This window comes from Serratia sp. BNK-10 (genome assembly GCF_047456065.1).
GTDB lineage: Bacteria > Pseudomonadota > Gammaproteobacteria > Enterobacterales > Enterobacteriaceae > Serratia > Serratia ureilytica.
In genome coordinates, this window is record NZ_CP179894.1 from 482579 (window position 1) to 499465 (window position 16887).

The following is a 16887-nucleotide window of genomic DNA, read 5'->3' on the forward strand; positions in this document are numbered from 1 at the left end:
ATGATCTCGCAGCGACAGGCACAAAACGGAGAGAAACTATGTTTGAACCAATGGAACTAACCAATGACGCGGTGATTAAAGTCATCGGCGTCGGCGGCGGCGGTGGCAACGCCGTTGAACACATGGTGCGCGAGCGCATCGAAGGTGTTGAATTCTTCGCTGTGAACACGGACGCCCAGGCGCTCCGCAAAACGGCGGTTGGCCAAACCATCCAGATTGGTAGCGGTATTACCAAAGGTCTGGGTGCGGGCGCGAACCCGGAAGTGGGTCGCAATTCAGCGGAAGAAGACCGCGAAGCCCTGCGCGCAGCGCTGGACGGCGCAGACATGGTCTTCATCGCAGCCGGCATGGGCGGCGGCACCGGTACCGGTGCGGCGCCAGTGGTGGCTGAAGTGGCTAAAGATTTGGGTATTCTGACCGTGGCCGTGGTGACCAAGCCTTTCAACTTCGAAGGCAAAAAGCGCATGGCATTCGCGGAGCAGGGTATCGCTGAACTGTCCAAACACGTGGACTCACTGATCACCATCCCGAACGACAAGCTGTTGAAAGTTCTGGGTCGCGGCATCTCCCTGCTGGACGCGTTCGGCGCGGCCAACGACGTGCTGAAAGGCGCGGTGCAGGGTATCGCCGAGCTGATCACCCGTCCGGGCCTGATGAACGTCGACTTCGCCGACGTGCGCACCGTGATGTCCGAAATGGGCTACGCGATGATGGGTTCTGGCGTGGCTTGCGGTGAAGACCGCGCCGAAGAAGCGGCCGAAATGGCGATCTCCAGCCCACTGCTGGAAGACATCGACCTGTCCGGCGCGCGCGGCGTACTGGTCAACATCACCGCCGGCTTCGACCTGCGTCTGGATGAGTTCGAAACCGTGGGTAACACCATCCGTGCGTTCGCTTCCGACAACGCCACCGTGGTTATCGGTACCTCGCTGGATCCGGAAATGAACGACGAACTGCGCGTAACCGTGGTTGCAACCGGTATCGGTATGGACAAGCGTCCTGAAATCACCCTGGTGACCAATAAGCAGGCCAGCCAGCCGGTGATGGATCACCGTTATCAGCAGCACGGCATGTCGCCTCTGCCGCAGGAAGTGAAACCTGCCGCGAAGGTGGTCAACGACCAAGCTGCGCAGCCGAATAAAGAGCCCGACTATCTTGATATTCCAGCCTTCCTGCGTAAACAGGCAGACTAAGAATATCCTGAGAATTTGGAATCTCCGCTCTTTGTGCTAAACTGTCCCGCCAGCCATGCTGTATGCTTGGCTGGTAGGATGGATAACATTGCGAGATAAAACGATGATCAAACAAAGGACATTAAAACGTATTGTTCAGGCGACTGGCGTCGGTTTGCATACCGGCAAGAAAGTCACGCTGACAATGCGCCCAGCGCCGGCTAATACCGGGGTCATCTATCGTCGCACTGACTTGAATCCACCGGTTGATTTTCCGGCTGATGCAAAATCCGTGCGTGATACCATGCTCTGTACTTGCCTGGTGAATGAGCATGACGTGCGTATTTCGACCGTTGAGCATCTTAACGCCGCGCTGGCTGGGCTGGGCATCGACAACATCGTCATCGAAGTCGACGCCGCTGAAATCCCAATCATGGACGGCAGCGCCAGTCCGTTCGTGTTCTTGCTGCTGGATGCCGGCATCGAAGAACTGAACTCGGCGAAGAAATTCCTGCGTCTGAAAGAGACCGTACGCGTTGAAGATGGCGACAAGTGGGCCGAGCTGTCCCCGCATAACGGGTTCCGCCTGGACTTCACCATCGACTTCAACCACCCGGCCATCGACGCCAGCTCTCAGCGCTATCGTCTTGATTTCTCGGCTGAGTCGTTCGTGCGTCAAATCAGCCGCGCGCGCACCTTCGGGTTCATGCGTGATATCGAATACCTGCAGTCCCGCGGCCTGGCCCTGGGCGGCAGCTTCGACTGCGCCATCGTGGTAGACGACTACCGCGTGCTGAACGAAGACGGTCTGCGTTTCGAAGACGAATTCGTACGTCACAAAATGCTGGACGCCATCGGCGACCTGTTCATGTGCGGCCACAACATCATTGGCGCGTTCACCGCGTTCAAGTCTGGCCACGCGCTGAACAACAAACTGCTGCAGGCCGTGCTGGCCAAGCAGGAAGCGTGGGAATACGTGACCTTCCAGGACGAAGCCGAAATGCCATTGGCATTCAAGGCACCGTCTACCGTATTGGCGTAAGGTCTGCATTCCTCGCCTGCGAATAACGGCAGGCGCATCCCCTCAGAGCCTGAGAATTCAGGCTCACGATGGTGTGGTGCCGGCTGTCCGGTATTTTGCAGTCCGTGTCGCTGATTACTTATCACGACTGGTTGTGTTGGTACCCTCTCCGGCCAATGCAGCCAGCCGTTCCAATATCTTGCGCAGTTTCTCCGGGCTACGGCTCGCCAATCCCCTCAGCTCTTCCGCACTCTCCAGACTCAAATGCCGCATCGGCACGGGTTTTTCCGGCGCTTTTTCGGCGTTTTGCACCTGGTTGCTGCCTTTCGCCATCAAGGCCGGATTAATCCTGATGTCGATCGACGACAATGATGGTAGAATTTGCGCTCGTAGTGCAGACAGCAAAGCGGGTTGTTCGTAGCGCAAGCGCATCATCCAACTGGCATTTGCCGTTTCGAGCACTAAAATACCCTGTCGGAAATTCGCGACGCGGCACCAGGGATGCAGGGGTGCGGGCAACAGGCCCTTCACTGCACGGTTAAGCTTGAGCAGCGCCACCGCGCGTTGCTGGACGTTATGCAGCGGCCCTTTGCTGCCGGCAGACGCGTCGTCGAACAGGACATCTAATAATTGTGGACGGCTATCGCGCATAATGGGCTCCGGCGGATTATAAACTCGTGATCGGTATTCTAAATCGTTGGCGACAATTTGGCAGACGTTATTTCTGGCCCCATCTCCTGTTAGGGATGGTTGCGGCCACGCTTGGCGCGCCTTCCAATTTGTCCGGCGCACCCGATCAGGCCGCATTGCCGAGCACATCGTCCAGCCTTAACCGGCAAAATTCGGCCAACGGCACCTTCAACAGCCTGGCCCTGCTGCAGGACGCGCATCGCCGTCCTACCTTCAGCGTAGATTATTGGCAGCAACATGCGCTGCGCACCGTCATTCGTCACCTCTCTTTCGCGCTGGCGCCGCAGGCGGTTTATGCGCGGGTGCAGGAGAGCGAAGCCGAAGCGGAACCCCCTTTGCAGGTAGCGCAACTGGCGCTGCTTTCTACTCTCAACGCGCTGCTGACGCACGAGCCGAAGCCGCCGACCATCATTCGCCACACCCACCTTGAGGTGTTGCCAACGCTGGCGCGGCACCAGACCGGCCTGTGGGTGGCGCAGGTGCAGGGCATTCGCGCCGGGCCCGTCGCCCTCGTCTGATCTCGCCCTTTGGGCACAAAAACCATAAATAATAGCAAGTTGACTGCCGTGTTCGGCGGTCATGACAGAGATATCAAACATCATGTTAGTGAAATTATTAACCAAAGTTTTTGGCAGCCGTAACGATCGTACCCTGCGCCGCATGCGCAAAGTGGTTGAGCAGATCAACCGCATGGAACCGGACATGGAAAAGCTGTCCGATGACGAGTTGAAAGCGAAAACCAACGAATTCCGCGCGCGCCTGGAGAAGGGCGAATCGCTGGAAAGCCTGATCCCGGAAGCCTTCGCCGTGGTGCGTGAGGCGAGCAAGCGCGTGTTCGGCATGCGTCACTTCGACGTGCAGCTGCTGGGCGGCATGGTACTGAACGACCGCTGCATCGCCGAGATGCGCACCGGTGAAGGTAAAACCCTGACCGCGACGCTGCCGGCCTACCTGAACGCCCTGAGCGGCCGCGGCGTACACGTCGTGACCGTCAACGACTATCTGGCGCAGCGCGACGCCGAAAACAACCGTCCGCTGTTCGAGTTCCTCGGTCTGAGCATCGGCATCAACCTGCCGGGCATGCCGGCGCCGGCCAAGCGCGAAGCTTACGCCGCCGACATCACCTACGGCACCAACAACGAGTACGGCTTCGACTACCTGCGCGACAACATGGCGTTCAGCCCGGAAGAGCGCGTGCAGCGCAAACTGCACTATGCGCTGGTGGATGAGGTGGACTCCATCCTGATCGATGAAGCGCGTACGCCGCTGATCATCTCCGGCCCGGCAGAAGACAGCTCCGAGATGTACATCAAGGTCAACAAGCTGATCCCTAAACTGATCCGCCAGGAAAAAGAAGACTCCGACACCTTCAAAGGTGAAGGGCACTTCTCGGTGGACGAGAAGGCGCGTCAGGTCCACCTGACTGAACGCGGTCTGATCCTGATTGAAGAGATGCTGGTGGAAGCCGGCATCATGGATGAAGGCGAATCGCTGTACTCGCCGACCAACATCATGCTGATGCACCACGTTACCGCCGCGTTGCGTGCCCACGTGCTGTTCACCCGCGACGTGGACTACATCGTGAAAGACGGCGAAGTGATCATCGTCGATGAGCACACCGGCCGTACCATGCAGGGCCGCCGCTGGTCCGACGGTTTGCACCAGGCGGTGGAAGCCAAAGAAGGCGTGGAGATCCAGAACGAGAACCAGACGCTGGCTTCGATCACCTTCCAGAACTACTTCCGTCTGTACGAGAAGCTGGCCGGGATGACCGGTACCGCCGATACCGAAGCCTTCGAATTCAGCTCGATCTACAAGCTGGACACCATCGTGGTGCCAACCAACCGTCCGATGATCCGTAAGGACATGCCGGATCTGGTGTACATGACCGAGAAAGAGAAGATCGGCGCCATCATTGAAGACATCCGCGAGCGTACCGCCAAAGGCCAGCCGGTGCTGGTGGGTACCATCTCAATCGAGAAATCCGAAGTGGTTTCCCATGAACTGACCAAAGCGGGCATCGAGCACAAGGTGCTGAACGCCAAATTCCACGCCATGGAAGCGGACATCGTCGCCCAGGCCGGCCAAAGCGGCGCGGTGACCATCGCCACCAACATGGCGGGCCGTGGTACCGACATCGTGCTGGGCGGCAGCTGGCAGGCCGAAGTGGCGCTGCTGGAAGAACCGACCGAAGAGCAGATCGAAGCCATCAAAGCCGCCTGGAAAGTGCGCCACGACGCGGTGCTGGCGGCTGGCGGCCTGCATATCATCGGCACCGAGCGCCATGAATCGCGCCGTATCGATAACCAGCTGCGCGGCCGTTCCGGTCGTCAGGGCGACGCCGGTTCATCCCGCTTCTACCTGTCGATGGAAGATGCCCTGATGCGTATCTTCGCCTCGGATCGCGTGTCCGGCATGATGCGTAAACTGGGCATGAAAGAAGGCGAAGCGATTGAGCATCCGTGGGTGACCAAGGCGATTGCCAACGCCCAGCGCAAGGTCGAGAGCCGCAACTTCGACATCCGTAAGCAGCTGCTGGAATACGACGACGTCGCCAACGATCAGCGCCGCGCCATCTACAGCCAGCGTAACGAATTGCTGGACGTGTCCGACGTGAGCGAAACCATCGCCAGCATCCGCGAGGACGTGTTCAAGAGCACCATCGACAACTACATCACGCCGCAGTCGCTGGAAGAAGAGTGGGACATTCAGGGGTTGGAAGAGCGCCTGAAGAACGACTTCGATCTGGAGATGCCGATCGCACAATGGCTGGACAAAGAGCCGGAGCTGCACGAAGAGACGCTGCGCGAACGCATTCTGGAGAACGCCAAAGAGCAGTACCAGCGTAAGGAAGAAGTGGTCGGCAGCGAAATGATGCGCAACTTCGAGAAGGGCGTGATGCTGCAGACGCTGGATTCCCTGTGGAAAGAGCACCTGGCGGCGATGGACTACCTGCGTCAGGGTATCCACCTGCGCGGCTATGCGCAGAAGGATCCGAAGCAGGAGTACAAGCGCGAATCCTTCAACATGTTCGCCACCATGCTGGAATCGCTGAAATATGAAGTGATCAGCGTGCTGAGCAAGGTGCAGGTGCGGATGCCGGAAGAGGTGGAAGCGCTGGAACAGCAGCGCCGTGAAGAGGCCGAGCGCCTGGCGCAGCACCAACAGCTGAGCCACCACGACGAGAACGCGTTGGTGACCGAAGATCCGAACGCGCCGGCGACCGCCGAGCGTAAAGTGGGCCGCAACGATCCTTGCCCATGCGGCTCCGGCAAGAAATACAAGCAGTGCCACGGTCGTCTGCAGTAATGCCGGCTGCGGTTAACCGATAACACCCAGGGGTTCAGCTTGCTGAGCCCCTGTTTTTTGGCACCCATCAGGAGGGTGAGATGAAACATTTGAATATCGCCGTGGGCATCATCCGCAATGCTCAACGGGAGATCTTTATTACCCGCCGCGCCGCCGACGCGCACATGGCCGGATTTTGGGAGTTTCCCGGCGGCAAGATCGAACCGGGTGAGACGCCGGAACAGGCGCTGAACCGCGAGCTGCGTGAAGAGACCGGTATCGAAGCCGAGCGGGCCGAACTGCTGGAGGTGGTGGAACATCGCTTCAGCGATCGCATCGTGACGCTGAATTTTTATCTGGTGGAGCATTGGGCGGGCGAGCCGTTTGGCCGTGAGGGGCAGCCGATGCGCTGGGTAAAACAGGCGGAGCTGCGTGAAGACGAGTTCCCGGAAGCCAACGCCGGCATTATCCAACTGCTGGTGGCGCAGGCTGGCGCCGCGCAATAACACTATCGGCCTGGCGTGCGCCAGGCCTTCAATCGGCGATTAGCGGTCGTCGAGTTCGCTCCAGTCCTCACTTTCCGACAGATCGCTGTTGCTCGGAATGCGCTTCTCTTCATCGGCCCACTCGCCAAGATCGATCAGCTGGCAGCGCTTGCTGCAAAACGGCCGGAACGGGCTGACTTCGCCCCAAACCACGCCGGTGCCACAGGTTGGGCATTTCACTACGGTCGTCATAACGGTTCCTTACGCCTTCTGGCGGTGCTGAGAAGGCTTGCTTTCATGAGTTCAACAACAGGCCAGTTCGAACGTCAGGCGTTCAGGCACCATGCCATGTTCGCTGTCCAACGGCAGGAAACGAATGGCATAACGCGTCTTGTGGCCGGAAATTTGCGGATAAAGCTGCGGCGCCAGATGGAGGCGCAGGCGCAGCAGGTCCGCCCCTTCGGCGTTGTCCTGGAAAAAGCCGTTCAGACTGATTTGATTGCGGAACGGCCCCGACTGACGGATCAGATCCAGCACCATGATCAGCGCCTGGTTCAGCGGATCCAGCGACTGCAGCCAGGCGGCGACGTCGGCATCGCGATCCTGCTGCGGCGCATGCATCCACATGTGCAGGGTCGGCAAATCGAAGCTGCAGCAGCCGCCGGGAATGTTCAGACGCTGGCGCACCAGGCCGATCAGCCGGTCTTCACGCAGTGCCTGACCGAGGCGCGGTGCCGCCATCAGCGCCGATGAACGCGACTTCAACTGGCCGCGCAACTGCTCGATCAGCGCCATATCCACGCCCGGCACATCGGCCCAGGCCAACAGTTTTTGCTGCTGACGCTCCAGCTCTTTGAGCAGTTCGGTGCGTACCTCGCCGCGCTCCAGTACGTCAAGCAAATCGGAGACGGTGCGGAAAAAGGTAAGGGCGATGGCGGTTTCGCTCAGGGCGCGCTGGCCGTGCAGCTGTTGCAGTAAAAACTCGATGCGCAGCCAGGTACGCATTTTTTCGTTCAGCGGGTGTTCAAAGAGAACGGTTGGGGAAACATCACTCATGCAGTTTAATCCTGTTGGGGCGCTGTTGCCGCCAGTTCAAGGTAGCGACGATGCAGTGCGGCGACCCGTGGCTCTATCCCCTGAGCGGCGCCGCTGTTGTCAATAATGTCATCCGCCACGGCGAGGCGCTGCTGGCGCGTGGCCTGGGCGGCGAGAATGCTCTGCGCTTGCTCGCGGCTGATGCCGTCGCGCGCGATGGTGCGAGCCAACTGGGTTTCGGTGTCGACGTCGATCACCAGCACCCGATCGGCGCGATCCTGCAGGCCGTTTTCCACCAGCAGCGGCACGACCCACAGCGCGTACGGGCTGGCCGCCTGCGCCAGTTGGCGTTGGGTCTCGCGGTGTATCAGCGGATGCAGCAGTTGGTTCAGCCAGGTTTTATCATCGGGGCGGCTGAAGATGCGCTGACGCAGCGCAGCGCGGTTGAGCGCGCCGTCCGGCAGCAACATTTCATTACCAAATCGCTCGGCGATCGCGGCCAGAGCAGGGGTGCCCGGCTCAACGACCTGACGGGCGATCACGTCGGCATCGACAATGGCTGCGCCGTGGCGCGCAAAGGCGTTCGCAACGGTCGTTTTGCCGCTGCCTATGCCCCCGGTCAACGCAACAATGTAGGCCATGGTGTTAGGTGCATCCGATGTTCATAAAAAAATAATAGACGAATCATAAAGCGATCGCGCAGAAGTGCAAGTCGGCAGGCGGCGCTTGCGCCTCGGCCCCGTTTGGGCGGCGAGAAAAAGCGCAGCGGCACGGCAGAAATGAGCGGGCAATCACACTGCGATTATGCAGGTAAATTTGTCGGATTGTAGCGTAAATAAAGGCGAATTCGCAGTCTTGTTCGGCGATTATTAGCGCGTATTATAACGTCACTGGAACTGGCATTAATCTCGCCGTCATCTTTCCGCGCCACGGGAAAGCGGTCGGGCAGAGGTTCGAATATCCTCCTTGCGATCCGTCGCCATTAACCAGGAAATCATAAGTCATGCGTATTGAAGAAGATTTGAAGTTAGGCTTTAAAGACGTGTTGATCCGCCCTAAGCGTTCCACGTTGAAAAGCCGTTCCGAGGTTGAACTGGAACGTCAGTTTACCTTCAAGCATTCAGGTTGCAGCTGGTCCGGCGTGCCGATTATCGCCGCCAACATGGACACGGTGGGCACCTTCCGCATGGCTGAGGCCCTGGCTTCTTTCGACGTTCTCACCGCCGTACACAAACATTACAGCGTCGAGCAATGGGCTGACTTCGTGCAGCGCATGCCGGAATCGGTGCTGCGCCACGTGATGGTGTCCACCGGCACCTCAGAAGCCGACTTCGCCAAAATGCAGCAGATCCTGGCCCTGTCTCCGGCGCTGAAATTCATCTGTATCGACGTGGCCAACGGCTACTCTGAACACTTCGTCGCCTTCCTGCAGAAAGCGCGCGAAGCCTGCCCGAATCACGTCATCTGCGCCGGCAACGTAGTGACCGGCGAGATGGTGGAAGAGTTGATCCTCTCCGGCGCCGACATCGTTAAAGTCGGCATCGGGCCGGGATCGGTATGCACCACCCGCGTGAAGACCGGCGTGGGCTATCCGCAGCTGTCGGCGGTGATCGAATGCGCCGATGCGGCCCACGGGCTGGGCGGCCAAATCGTCAGCGACGGCGGCTGCTCGGTGCCGGGCGATGTCGCCAAAGCCTTCGGCGGCGGTGCGGACTTCGTGATGCTGGGCGGTATGCTGGCCGGCCACGACGAGTGCGAAGGCACCGTGGTGGAAGAGAACGGCGAGAAATTCATGCTGTTCTACGGCATGAGCTCCGAGTCAGCGATGAAGCGCCACGTCGGCGGCGTGGCGGAGTATCGCGCGGCCGAAGGCAAAACCGTCAAGCTGCCGCTGCGAGGCGAGGTGGAGTTCACCGTGCGCGATATCCTCGGCGGCCTGCGTTCCGCCTGCACCTACGTCGGCGCCGAGCGTTTGAAAGAGCTGACCAAGCGCACCACCTTTATCCGTGTGGCGGAGCAGGAAAACCGCGTCTTCGGCAGCAAATAAGCCGCACCTTGCATTCGGGCGCAGCGCACCGCGGCGCCCGCTATCCTTTTTCCCTTATCCCAATACGCTGCCCAGTTGAAAGATAGGCAGATACATGGCGATCACCAAAGCGCCGACAATCCCACCTACCACCAGCATCAGCAGCGGCTCCAGCGTTTGCGCCAGCGTATCGGCCAGCTCGTGCGTTTGCCGTTCATACCACTGCGCCAATTTATCCAGCAAGGCGTCCAGTGAACCGGACTCTTCGCCCACCCGCACCAGCTGCCGGCACAGCGGCGGAAACAGCGGTTGCAGGCCCAGGGCATGATGAAAGGCTTCGCCTTCGGCGATCTGCCGTTGCATCTGCTCCAGCGCCTGTTTGTACAGCAGATGGTCAGCCGCCAACGCCGCCGCGTTCAACCCTTCCATCAGCGTCAGCCCGGCGCGTTGGGTCATGGTCAGGATGCGAAATGTTTGGCTCAGCGCGCCGCCGCTCACCAGCCGGGCGATCAGCGGCAGGCGCAGCAAGAGTGCCTGTTCACGTCTGCGCCACGGCGGGCGCGGGTGCAGCCAGCGGCCATAGCCGAACAGCGACGCGCCCAGCAGCAGCGCCAGATAGGGGCCGGTGGCGATCAACTGCGCAGACAACGCCAGCAACCCTTGGGTAAACCAGGGCAGCGGCGCATCGAACGATTGATAAACCTTAGCGAATTCCGGCAGCACCATCACCAGCATCAACACGCTGACCATCAGCGCCACCGCGCAGATGAAGAGGGGATAACGCAGCGCTTTGGTCACCTTGCGGCGCAGCAGCAACTGGGCCTCCTGTTGTTGCGCCAGCTGCAGGCAGCAGCGATCGAGGTTGCCGGTCAGTTCACCTATGGCGATCAGCTGGCGATAGATCAGGGGAAAAATCCCCGGTTGTTCGGCGAGGGTTTCGGAAAGCGGTTGCCCTTCGCGCACCTGGTCGGCCAGCTGGCGCAGCAGGCAGCGCCAGGCTGCCGAAGGATGCTCTGCTGCCAGCAACTGCAGCGCATTGACCAGCGGCAACCCCGCCTGCAGCAGAGTGGCGAGCTGGCGGGTGAAGTGGATTAACGGTTCTCCACGCCATTGGCCGGGCGTAACGCGTTTGCCGTGCCCGATTCGGCACGGTTGCAGGCCTTGTTCGATCAGCAACCGGCTCACCTGCCGTTTTTCCTCGCTCATCAGTTCGCCGCGGCGTAAGGCGCCCTGTGCGTCGAAAGCCTGCCAAAGAAACAGCCGGCGCGCTTTCATGGCGCGGCTATGCCAGGCTGGACGACGTCGATCACGCGATACAGTTCTTCCAGCGAGGTCGTGCCTTCGGCGGCCAGCGCCAGGCCCGCTTGCAGCAGCGAAAGCTGCCCCTGTTCGCGGGCGATATCCGCCAGCAGACTGGGAGCGGCGTTCGCCAGCAATGCCGCCTGTATTTCCGGCGTAATGGCCAACAGTTCATACACGCCGATGCGCCCATAGTAACCGCCGAAGCAATGCTCGCAGCCATCGGCGCGCCAGACAGTGAGCGGTTCCGGCCAGATCGCGCTGGGAAAATGCGTCGGCTGGCTGTGCGGATAGCGGCAGTGGCGGCACAGTCTGCGCACCAACCGCTGCGCGACGATCAGCTTCAGACAGCCGGCGAGCAGGTAGCCGGGGATCCCCATGTGCATCAGCCGCGTCAGGGTTTCGCCGGTGGAGTTGGTATGCAGCGTCGACAGCACCAGGTGGCCGGTTTGCGCGGCCTTGACCGCGATCTCGGCGGTTTCCGCATCGCGGATCTCGCCGACCATGATGACGTCCGGATCCTGGCGCAGCAGGGCGCGCAGCACCCGGGCGAAGCTCAGCTCGGTTTTGGCGTTGATCTGGGTCTGATTAACGCCGAACAGCGGGATCTCGACCGGATCCTCGACGCTGCACAGGTTGCTCTGCGCATCGTTCAACTGGCGCAGACCGCTGTACAGCGTCACCGTTTTGCCGCTGCCGGTCGGGCCGGTCACCAGGATCAACCCTTGCGGGCAGGCCAGCGCCGTCGCGTAGCGCGCCAGATCCGCCCGGCTCATGCCTAACTGCTCCAGCGGCAGTTCTTGTTGCTCGCCCTGCTGAACGCGCAGCACCACCTTTTCGCCGTGTAGCGTCGGCAGAGTGGCGATACGCATGGCATAGCGCGCGCTGTCCAGCGTCAGGCTGAGCTGCCCGTCCTGAGGCTGACGGCGCTCGGCGATATCCAGCTGGCCGAGGATCTTCAGCCGGGCGATGAGGCGCGCGGTCAGTTGCGGCGGCGGTGAGGCGAGGGTTTGCAGCACGCCGTCGATACGCAGACGAATGCGAAAATGCTGCCGAAAGGGCTCGAAGTGGATGTCCGAGGCGCGGCGCTGGATGGCCAGGCGCAGCGTCTGGTTGATGAATTGCACCACCGGCGCATCGCCGTCGTCGGGGTAGGCGATGTCGGTTGTGTCCTCTTCGGCCGCCAGCGGCGCCGAGAGCGGTTCGTGGCGCTGGTTAAGCGCCAGCTCCAACCTGGCCGCCGGCCATTGTTCCAGATGGATGCGTTTGCCGGTGGCGAAACGCAGCGCCGCCAGCAGCCCCTGCGGCGCTTCTTCGCTGAGCGCGACCGTCAGGGTGGTCGGGTCCTCGCTCAACGCCAGCGCCTGATAGCGCCGACACAGGGTGTGAACCTCTTCGCTGATTTGCGCGTTCATCGCCGTTACTCCGCCGCGTCGTCGAAGCGGAAGACTTCCCGGCACACCTCAACCAGCGTCGCGTTTTCGCTGCTGCACAGCCGGGTCCAGCGGGTCAGCCCATCGGCGTTCGACTTGGGGGTTAACGCCACCGCCAGCCCCTGCAGCGTTTGGGTGCCGGTCAGCGTGATTACGCCTTTAACGACTTTCACCCCGCTGACGTAACGCGACGCGCCGCCGCTGGGAATGCCTTTGCTGCCGGCTTCACAGCCGGCGGGCGCGCCTTCATCCAGCACGCACAACTCGACCGCCAGCTTATATGGCGCCATGGTTTGCAGCATGTCGGTCATCGCCGCTTTCTGGATGTAGCGCTGGTAGGCGGGAATGCCGATGGCGCTGAGGATGGCGATGATGGCGATCACCACCATCAGTTCGATCAGGCTAAAGCCGCGTTGCGTTTCCATGCGTTGTTTCCTCCATAAGGGTGTGGAAAACAACGGTAGCGGTTTGCGTGGGGGAACGGCGAGCGGGTTTTACGCGTTTCTCGGCGTGCTTCCATCAGTATTGATGTCGTTTGCAGCGGAGGGAAAAACGGTGCGAGGGGCTTCGCAAATCTGCGGTAACGCCCCCGGCGGCGGCCGGGAGCGAGGGGATCATTTGAAGCGCATCGACAGATCGAGCGCGGTCACATGTTTGGTCAGCGCGCCGACCGAAATGTAATCCACGCCGGTCTCGGCGAAGGTGCGCAGCGTCTCGCTGGTGACGTTGCCGGACACCTCCAGCTGGGCGCGGCCCTGGGTTTGGGCGACCGCCTGACGCATCATCTCGACGCTGAAGTTGTCCAGCATGATGATGTCGGCGCCGGCGTCCAGCGCCTGCTGCAGCTCATCGAGCGACTCGACTTCCACTTCCACCGGCACGTCGGCGTGCAGCCAGAAGGCTTTTTCCACCGCGTTTTTGATCGAGCCGGAGGCGATGATGTGGTTTTCCTTGATCAGGAAGGCATCGGACAGCCCCAGCCGGTGGTTGCTGCCGCCCCCGCACAGCACGGCGTATTTCAGCGCGGTGCGCAGGCCGGGCAAGGTCTTGCGGGTATCGAGCAGGCGAGTCTGGGTGCCTTCCAGCAGAGCCACGTAGCGGCTGACCTCGGTCGCCACGCCGGAGAGCATCTGCACGAAGTTCAGCGCGGTGCGCTCGCCGGTCAACAGAACCCGCGCAGGGCCGCGCAGCCGGCAAAGCGGTTGGTTCGGTATCAGACGGTCGCCGTCTGCCACCAGCCACTCCACCTGCACCTGGTTGCCCAACTGAATAAAGACTTCGTTCAGCCAGCGGCGGCCGCAGAACACGCCGGCTTCGCGGGTAATGACGGTGGCTTCGGCCTGCTTGTCCGCCGGTAACAATTGCGCGGTAATATCGCGCCCGGCGTCAACTTCACCTCCCAGGTCTTCGCGCAGCGCCTGGGCGACGGAATAGGGAATATCACTTTCAATACGTTCAAGAAGCTCGGTGCGGCGACGGTCGGCACTGTAGCGGCGTGTCGGCATGGAAAACTCCGAAATGGACGGTTAGTTCGTAGGGGAACATGCTACTCTGTTGCAGGAATAAGTACCACCGCAGAGAGGTGTCTGATGCAGTTGGAAAATGGCTGGATTGTCGGGGTGACGCGAGTGGTTTCGCCGCACTGCGATCGGCGCCCGGATGACGAGCCGCCCTCGCTGCTGGTCATCCATAACATCAGCCTGCCGCCCGGCGAATTCGGTGGCCCCTATATCGACCAGCTGTTCACCGGCACGCTCGATCCCGCGCAGCACCCTTATTTCGCCGAGATCCATCAGCTGCGAGTGTCTGCGCACTGTCTGATCCGCCGCGACGGGGAGATCGTGCAGTATGTGCCCTTCGACCAGCGCGCGTGGCACGCGGGCGTTTCTCTGTATCAGGGGCGCGAACGGTGCAACGATTTCTCCATCGGCATCGAGCTGGAAGGCACCGACCAGTTAGCCTACACCGAGGCGCAATATCGCACGCTGCAGGCGGTCACCGCGCTGCTGGCCGAACATTATCCGCCGTTGGCGGCGCATATCGCCGGGCATTGCGATATCGCCCCCGGCCGCAAAACCGATCCCGGGCCGGCGTTCGATTGGGATCGCTATCTGGCATCTCTGGAACAACGCGGCGCGCCCGCCGACGCTATGCTTGAGACAAGAAAAAGGGAGAGGAATCGCTAATGACGCTGTTTACGCTGTTGCTGGTTTTGGCCTGGGAGCGCCTGTTCAAGCTGGGGGAACACTGGCAGCTGGATCATCGCCTCGAAGTGGTATTTCAGCGGCTGCATCGGGTTTCGCTGGCGCAGACGCTGGCGATGACCGCCGCCTGGATGGTGATCGTCTGGGGCGTTCTGTGGTTGTCGCACGGGTTATTCTTCGGCGTGGTGACGCTGCTGCTGTGGATCGTCATCGATCTGCTGTGCGTCGGCGCCGGCATCAAGCGCAAACACTATCGCGCCTACCTGAAAGCGGCGCGGCAGGGGGATACCCATGCCAGCGATCAGATGGCGGAAGAGCTGGCGTTGATCCACGGTTTGCCGGTGGACTGCAGTGAAGAGCTGCGTCTGCGCGAGCTGCAAAACGCGCTGCTGTGGATCAACTTCCGTTATTACCTGGCGCCGCTGTTCTGGTTCGTGGTCTTTGGGCCGTACGGGCCGATCGCGCTGGCGGGATATGCCTTCCTGCGCGCCTATCAAACCTGGCTGGCGCGCCACAATACGCCGCTGGAGCGTTCGCAGTCGGGCATCGATCATCTGCTGAACTGGCTGGACTGGATCCCGGTGCGTTTGGCCGGGGTGGCCTATGCGTTGTTCGGCCACGGCGAGCGCGCGTTGCCGGCCTGGTTCGCCTCACTCGGCGATCGGCATTCGTCGTCGTATCAGGTGTTGACGCGGCTGGCGCAGTTCTCGCTGGCGCGCGATCCGCATATGGACCCGGTGCAAACGCCGCGGGCGGCGGTGACGCTGGCGCGCAAGGTGACGATGATCATCGTGGTGGTGGTGGCGCTGTTGACCATTTACGGCACGCTGCTGTAAACCGCCGTGAAAAACAAAACGGGCGCCTCGGCGCCCGTTTCTTTTTGGCCATCCGGCCGGGATTACAGCTTGGCGAAGCAGCGACGCGCGGCGTCGATGGTGCGCTGGATGTCTTCCTTGCTGTGCGCCACGGACATGAAACCCGCTTCGAAGGCGGACGGCGCGAGATACACCCCCTCTTCCAGCATCAGGTGGAAGAAGCGCTTGAAGCGTTCCACGTCGCACTGCATCACGTCCTGGTAGCAGGTGACCGCCGGCGCGTCGGTGAAGAACAGGCCGAACATGCCGCCGACGTTGTTGACCACCAACGGAATATTCTCTTCCTGCGCCGCGTGCAGCAGGCCAGCGGCCAGCATCTCGGTCAGTTCGGTCAGCGTCTGATGCACGCCGACCTGCGACACTTCGGTCAGGCAAGCGTAGCCCGCCGCCATGGCGATCGGGTTGCCGGACAGGGTGCCCGCCTGGTAGACCGGGCCGGTCGGCGCCAGCGCGTCCATCACCTCGCGACGGCCGCCGAAGGCGCCCACCGGCATGCCGCCGCCGATGATTTTGCCGAGGCAGGTCAGATCCGGCTCGACGCCGTAATAGGATTGTGCGCCGGCCAGCGCGACGCGGAAGCCGGTCATCACTTCGTCGATGATCAAGAGCGCGCCGTACTTGTCGCACAGGGCGCGCAGGCCCGGCAGGAATTCCGGCAGCGGCGGCACGCAGTTCATGTTGCCGGCGACCGGCTCGACGATGATACAGGCGATCTCGGACGGGTACTGTTCGAAGGCGGCGCGCACCGAATCCAGATCGTTATAGGTGCAGGTCAGGGTGTGTTTGGCGAAGTCGGCCGGCACGCCCGGTGAGTTCGGCTGGCCGAGGGTCAGCGCGCCGGAGCCGGCTTTCACCAGCAGGCAGTCGGCGTGGCCGTGGTAGCAGCCTTCGAACTTGATGATTTTATCGCGGTTGGTGTAGCCGCGCGCCAGGCGGATAGCGCTCATGGTGGCTTCGGTGCCCGAGTTCACCATGCGCACCATATCCATCGTCGGCACCAGTTCGGTGACCAGCTGCGCCATTTTGACTTCCATCTCGGTCGGCGCGCCGAAGCTCAGGCCGCGCTGCGCCGCTTCAATCACCGCGTCGCGGATCGCCGGGTGGTTATGCCCCAGCACCATCGGCCCCCAGGAACCGACATAGTCGATATAGGCCTTGCCGTCGGCATCGAACAGGTAAGCCCCGTCTGCGCGCTCGATAAACAGCGGCACACCGCCCACGCCGGTGAATGCACGCACCGGAGAGTTTACCCCGCCGGGGATCAACTGTTGCGCCTGGGCGTACAGACTTTCGGACTTGCTGTGTAGGCTCATAAATCGGCTCCTGGATTCTCTTTTGAATGATTTGACCGCGCTATTC

General features: G+C 61.2%; 18 protein-coding genes. 9 read left to right on the top strand and 9 right to left on the bottom strand.

Features of this window, described 5'->3' with window-relative positions; translation table 11 throughout:
• Positions 1-38 precede the first annotated feature (38 nt).
• Both ftsZ and lpxC read left to right on the top strand, forming a co-directional pair.
• Positions 39-1193, top strand: coding sequence for a cell division protein FtsZ (gene ftsZ / locus ACMGG9_RS02255; protein ID WP_004932757.1), 1155 nt, complete (start codon positions 39-41; stop codon positions 1191-1193).
• 103 nt (positions 1194-1296) lie between these two features.
• Positions 1297-2214: a UDP-3-O-acyl-N-acetylglucosamine deacetylase gene (gene lpxC, locus ACMGG9_RS02260; protein WP_004932754.1), complete on the top strand. Its 918-nt coding sequence runs from the start codon at positions 1297-1299 to the stop codon at positions 2212-2214.
• A 114-nt stretch (positions 2215-2328) separates the two neighbouring features.
• Here the strand turns inward: lpxC and ACMGG9_RS02265 are convergent, their stop codons facing one another.
• Entirely contained in the window at positions 2329-2844 is a 516-nt protein-coding gene (locus ACMGG9_RS02265; RefSeq protein ID WP_004932751.1) for a DUF721 domain-containing protein, read from the bottom strand.
• 26 nt (positions 2845-2870) lie between these two features.
• Between ACMGG9_RS02265 and secM the strand changes: the two genes are divergently transcribed.
• The 3 genes from secM (at position 2871) to mutT (ending at position 6677) form a co-directional block, all read left to right on the top strand.
• Positions 2871-3401, top strand: a complete 531-nt coding sequence (gene secM, locus ACMGG9_RS02270; protein ID WP_033641856.1) for a secA translation cis-regulator SecM — start codon at positions 2871-2873, stop codon at positions 3399-3401.
• Between the two features lie 82 nt (positions 3402-3483).
• Positions 3484-6192, top strand: coding sequence for a preprotein translocase subunit SecA (gene secA, locus ACMGG9_RS02275; RefSeq protein ID WP_038873493.1), 2709 nt, complete (start codon positions 3484-3486; stop codon positions 6190-6192).
• 80 nt (positions 6193-6272) lie between these two features.
• On the top strand, positions 6273-6677 hold the full coding sequence (gene mutT, locus ACMGG9_RS02280; RefSeq protein ID WP_033651668.1) for an 8-oxo-dGTP diphosphatase MutT: 405 nt from the start codon (positions 6273-6275) through the stop codon (positions 6675-6677).
• A 39-nt stretch (positions 6678-6716) separates the two neighbouring features.
• Here the strand turns inward: mutT and yacG are convergent, their stop codons facing one another.
• Both yacG and zapD read right to left on the bottom strand, forming a co-directional pair.
• A complete protein-coding gene (gene yacG, locus ACMGG9_RS02285) occupies positions 6717-6908 on the bottom strand; it encodes a DNA gyrase inhibitor YacG (RefSeq protein WP_025301578.1) in 192 nt (63 codons plus the stop codon).
• A gap of 51 nt (positions 6909-6959) precedes the next feature.
• Complete coding sequence (gene zapD / locus ACMGG9_RS02290; RefSeq protein ID WP_372507295.1) at positions 6960-7661, bottom strand: cell division protein ZapD; 702 nt, start codon at positions 7659-7661, stop codon at positions 6960-6962.
• Here zapD and ACMGG9_RS02295 point away from each other — a divergent pair.
• Positions 7588-7818, top strand: coding sequence for a hypothetical protein (locus ACMGG9_RS02295; RefSeq protein ID WP_227414610.1), 231 nt, complete (start codon positions 7588-7590; stop codon positions 7816-7818). The two genes, zapD and ACMGG9_RS02295, sit on opposite strands and share 74 nt — an antisense overlap.
• On the opposite strand, the gene coaE is transcribed toward ACMGG9_RS02295, so the two are convergent.
• Complete coding sequence (gene coaE / locus ACMGG9_RS02300) at positions 7718-8332, bottom strand: dephospho-CoA kinase (RefSeq protein ID WP_047025205.1); 615 nt, start codon at positions 8330-8332, stop codon at positions 7718-7720. The genes ACMGG9_RS02295 and coaE overlap by 101 nt on opposite strands.
• Positions 8333-8694: 362 nt before the next feature.
• Between coaE and ACMGG9_RS02305 the strand changes: the two genes are divergently transcribed.
• The gene (locus ACMGG9_RS02305; RefSeq protein WP_015376656.1) at positions 8695-9738 is read left to right on the top strand and encodes a GMP reductase; all 1044 of its coding nucleotides are present in this window, start codon (positions 8695-8697) and stop codon (positions 9736-9738) included.
• A 54-nt stretch (positions 9739-9792) separates the two neighbouring features.
• Here ACMGG9_RS02305 and hofC read toward each other — a convergent pair whose 3' ends face one another.
• The 4 genes from hofC to nadC all read right to left on the bottom strand — a co-directional run bounded on the left by hofC (position 9793) and on the right by nadC (position 13954).
• Positions 9793-10992, bottom strand: a complete 1200-nt coding sequence (gene hofC / locus ACMGG9_RS02310) for a protein transport protein HofC (protein WP_213587859.1) — start codon at positions 10990-10992, stop codon at positions 9793-9795.
• Positions 10989-12431, bottom strand: coding sequence for a type II secretion system protein GspE (gene gspE / locus ACMGG9_RS02315; RefSeq protein WP_414161883.1), 1443 nt, complete (start codon positions 12429-12431; stop codon positions 10989-10991). The genes hofC and gspE overlap by 4 nt, the downstream gene beginning before the upstream one ends.
• 5 nt (positions 12432-12436) lie before the next feature.
• Positions 12437-12874: a prepilin peptidase-dependent pilin gene (gene ppdD, locus ACMGG9_RS02320; RefSeq protein ID WP_033651664.1), complete on the bottom strand. Its 438-nt coding sequence runs from the start codon at positions 12872-12874 to the stop codon at positions 12437-12439.
• A gap of 189 nt (positions 12875-13063) precedes the next feature.
• On the bottom strand, positions 13064-13954 hold the full coding sequence (gene nadC / locus ACMGG9_RS02325) for a carboxylating nicotinate-nucleotide diphosphorylase (RefSeq protein ID WP_025301584.1): 891 nt from the start codon (positions 13952-13954) through the stop codon (positions 13064-13066).
• Positions 13955-14038: 84 nt separating this feature from the next.
• Here nadC and ampD point away from each other — a divergent pair, with 84 nt between their 5' ends.
• Together ampD and ampE are read left to right on the top strand one after the other, a co-directional pair.
• Positions 14039-14635, top strand: coding sequence for a 1,6-anhydro-N-acetylmuramyl-L-alanine amidase AmpD (ampD, locus tag ACMGG9_RS02330; RefSeq protein ID WP_025301585.1), 597 nt, complete (start codon positions 14039-14041; stop codon positions 14633-14635).
• A complete protein-coding gene (ampE, locus tag ACMGG9_RS02335; protein WP_033631795.1) occupies positions 14635-15489 on the top strand; it encodes a beta-lactamase regulator AmpE in 855 nt (284 codons plus the stop codon). Before ampD ends, ampE begins: the two co-directional genes overlap by 1 nt.
• A gap of 62 nt (positions 15490-15551) precedes the next feature.
• Here ampE and hemL read toward each other — a convergent pair whose 3' ends face one another.
• Entirely contained in the window at positions 15552-16841 is a 1290-nt protein-coding gene (gene hemL, locus ACMGG9_RS02340; RefSeq protein ID WP_015376661.1) for a glutamate-1-semialdehyde 2,1-aminomutase, read from the bottom strand.
• Between the last annotated feature and the right edge of the window lie 46 nt (positions 16842-16887).

What these genes read in the sequence shown, in the direction of transcription:
- zapD (WP_372507295.1), bottom strand. Translation starts at nt 7,661, where the DNA reads ATGCGTACCTGGCTGCGCATCGAGTTTTTACTGCAACAGCTGCACGGC.
- mutT (WP_033651668.1), top strand. Translation starts at nt 6,273, where the DNA reads ATGAAACATTTGAATATCGCCGTGGGCATCATCCGCAATGCTCAACGG.
- hemL (WP_015376661.1), bottom strand. Translation starts at nt 16,841, where the DNA reads ATGAGCCTACACAGCAAGTCCGAAAGTCTGTACGCCCAGGCGCAACAG.
- nadC (WP_025301584.1), bottom strand. Translation starts at nt 13,954, where the DNA reads ATGCCGACACGCCGCTACAGTGCCGACCGTCGCCGCACCGAGCTTCTT.
- ACMGG9_RS02305 (WP_015376656.1), top strand. Translation starts at nt 8,695, where the DNA reads ATGCGTATTGAAGAAGATTTGAAGTTAGGCTTTAAAGACGTGTTGATC.
- lpxC (WP_004932754.1), top strand. Translation starts at nt 1,297, where the DNA reads ATGATCAAACAAAGGACATTAAAACGTATTGTTCAGGCGACTGGCGTC.
- hofC (WP_213587859.1), bottom strand. Translation starts at nt 10,992, where the DNA reads ATGAAAGCGCGCCGGCTGTTTCTTTGGCAGGCTTTCGACGCACAGGGC.
- ampD (WP_025301585.1), top strand. Translation starts at nt 14,039, where the DNA reads ATGCAGTTGGAAAATGGCTGGATTGTCGGGGTGACGCGAGTGGTTTCG.
- ppdD (WP_033651664.1), bottom strand. Translation starts at nt 12,874, where the DNA reads ATGGAAACGCAACGCGGCTTTAGCCTGATCGAACTGATGGTGGTGATC.
- coaE (WP_047025205.1), bottom strand. Translation starts at nt 8,332, where the DNA reads ATGGCCTACATTGTTGCGTTGACCGGGGGCATAGGCAGCGGCAAAACG.
- ACMGG9_RS02265 (WP_004932751.1), bottom strand. Translation starts at nt 2,844, where the DNA reads ATGCGCGATAGCCGTCCACAATTATTAGATGTCCTGTTCGACGACGCG.
- gspE (WP_414161883.1), bottom strand. Translation starts at nt 12,431, where the DNA reads ATGAACGCGCAAATCAGCGAAGAGGTTCACACCCTGTGTCGGCGCTAT.
- secA (WP_038873493.1), top strand. Translation starts at nt 3,484, where the DNA reads ATGTTAGTGAAATTATTAACCAAAGTTTTTGGCAGCCGTAACGATCGT.
- ACMGG9_RS02295 (WP_227414610.1), top strand. Translation starts at nt 7,588, where the DNA reads ATGGCGGTTTCGCTCAGGGCGCGCTGGCCGTGCAGCTGTTGCAGTAAA.
- ftsZ (WP_004932757.1), top strand. Translation starts at nt 39, where the DNA reads ATGTTTGAACCAATGGAACTAACCAATGACGCGGTGATTAAAGTCATC.
- yacG (WP_025301578.1), bottom strand. Translation starts at nt 6,908, where the DNA reads ATGACGACCGTAGTGAAATGCCCAACCTGTGGCACCGGCGTGGTTTGG.
- ampE (WP_033631795.1), top strand. Translation starts at nt 14,635, where the DNA reads ATGACGCTGTTTACGCTGTTGCTGGTTTTGGCCTGGGAGCGCCTGTTC.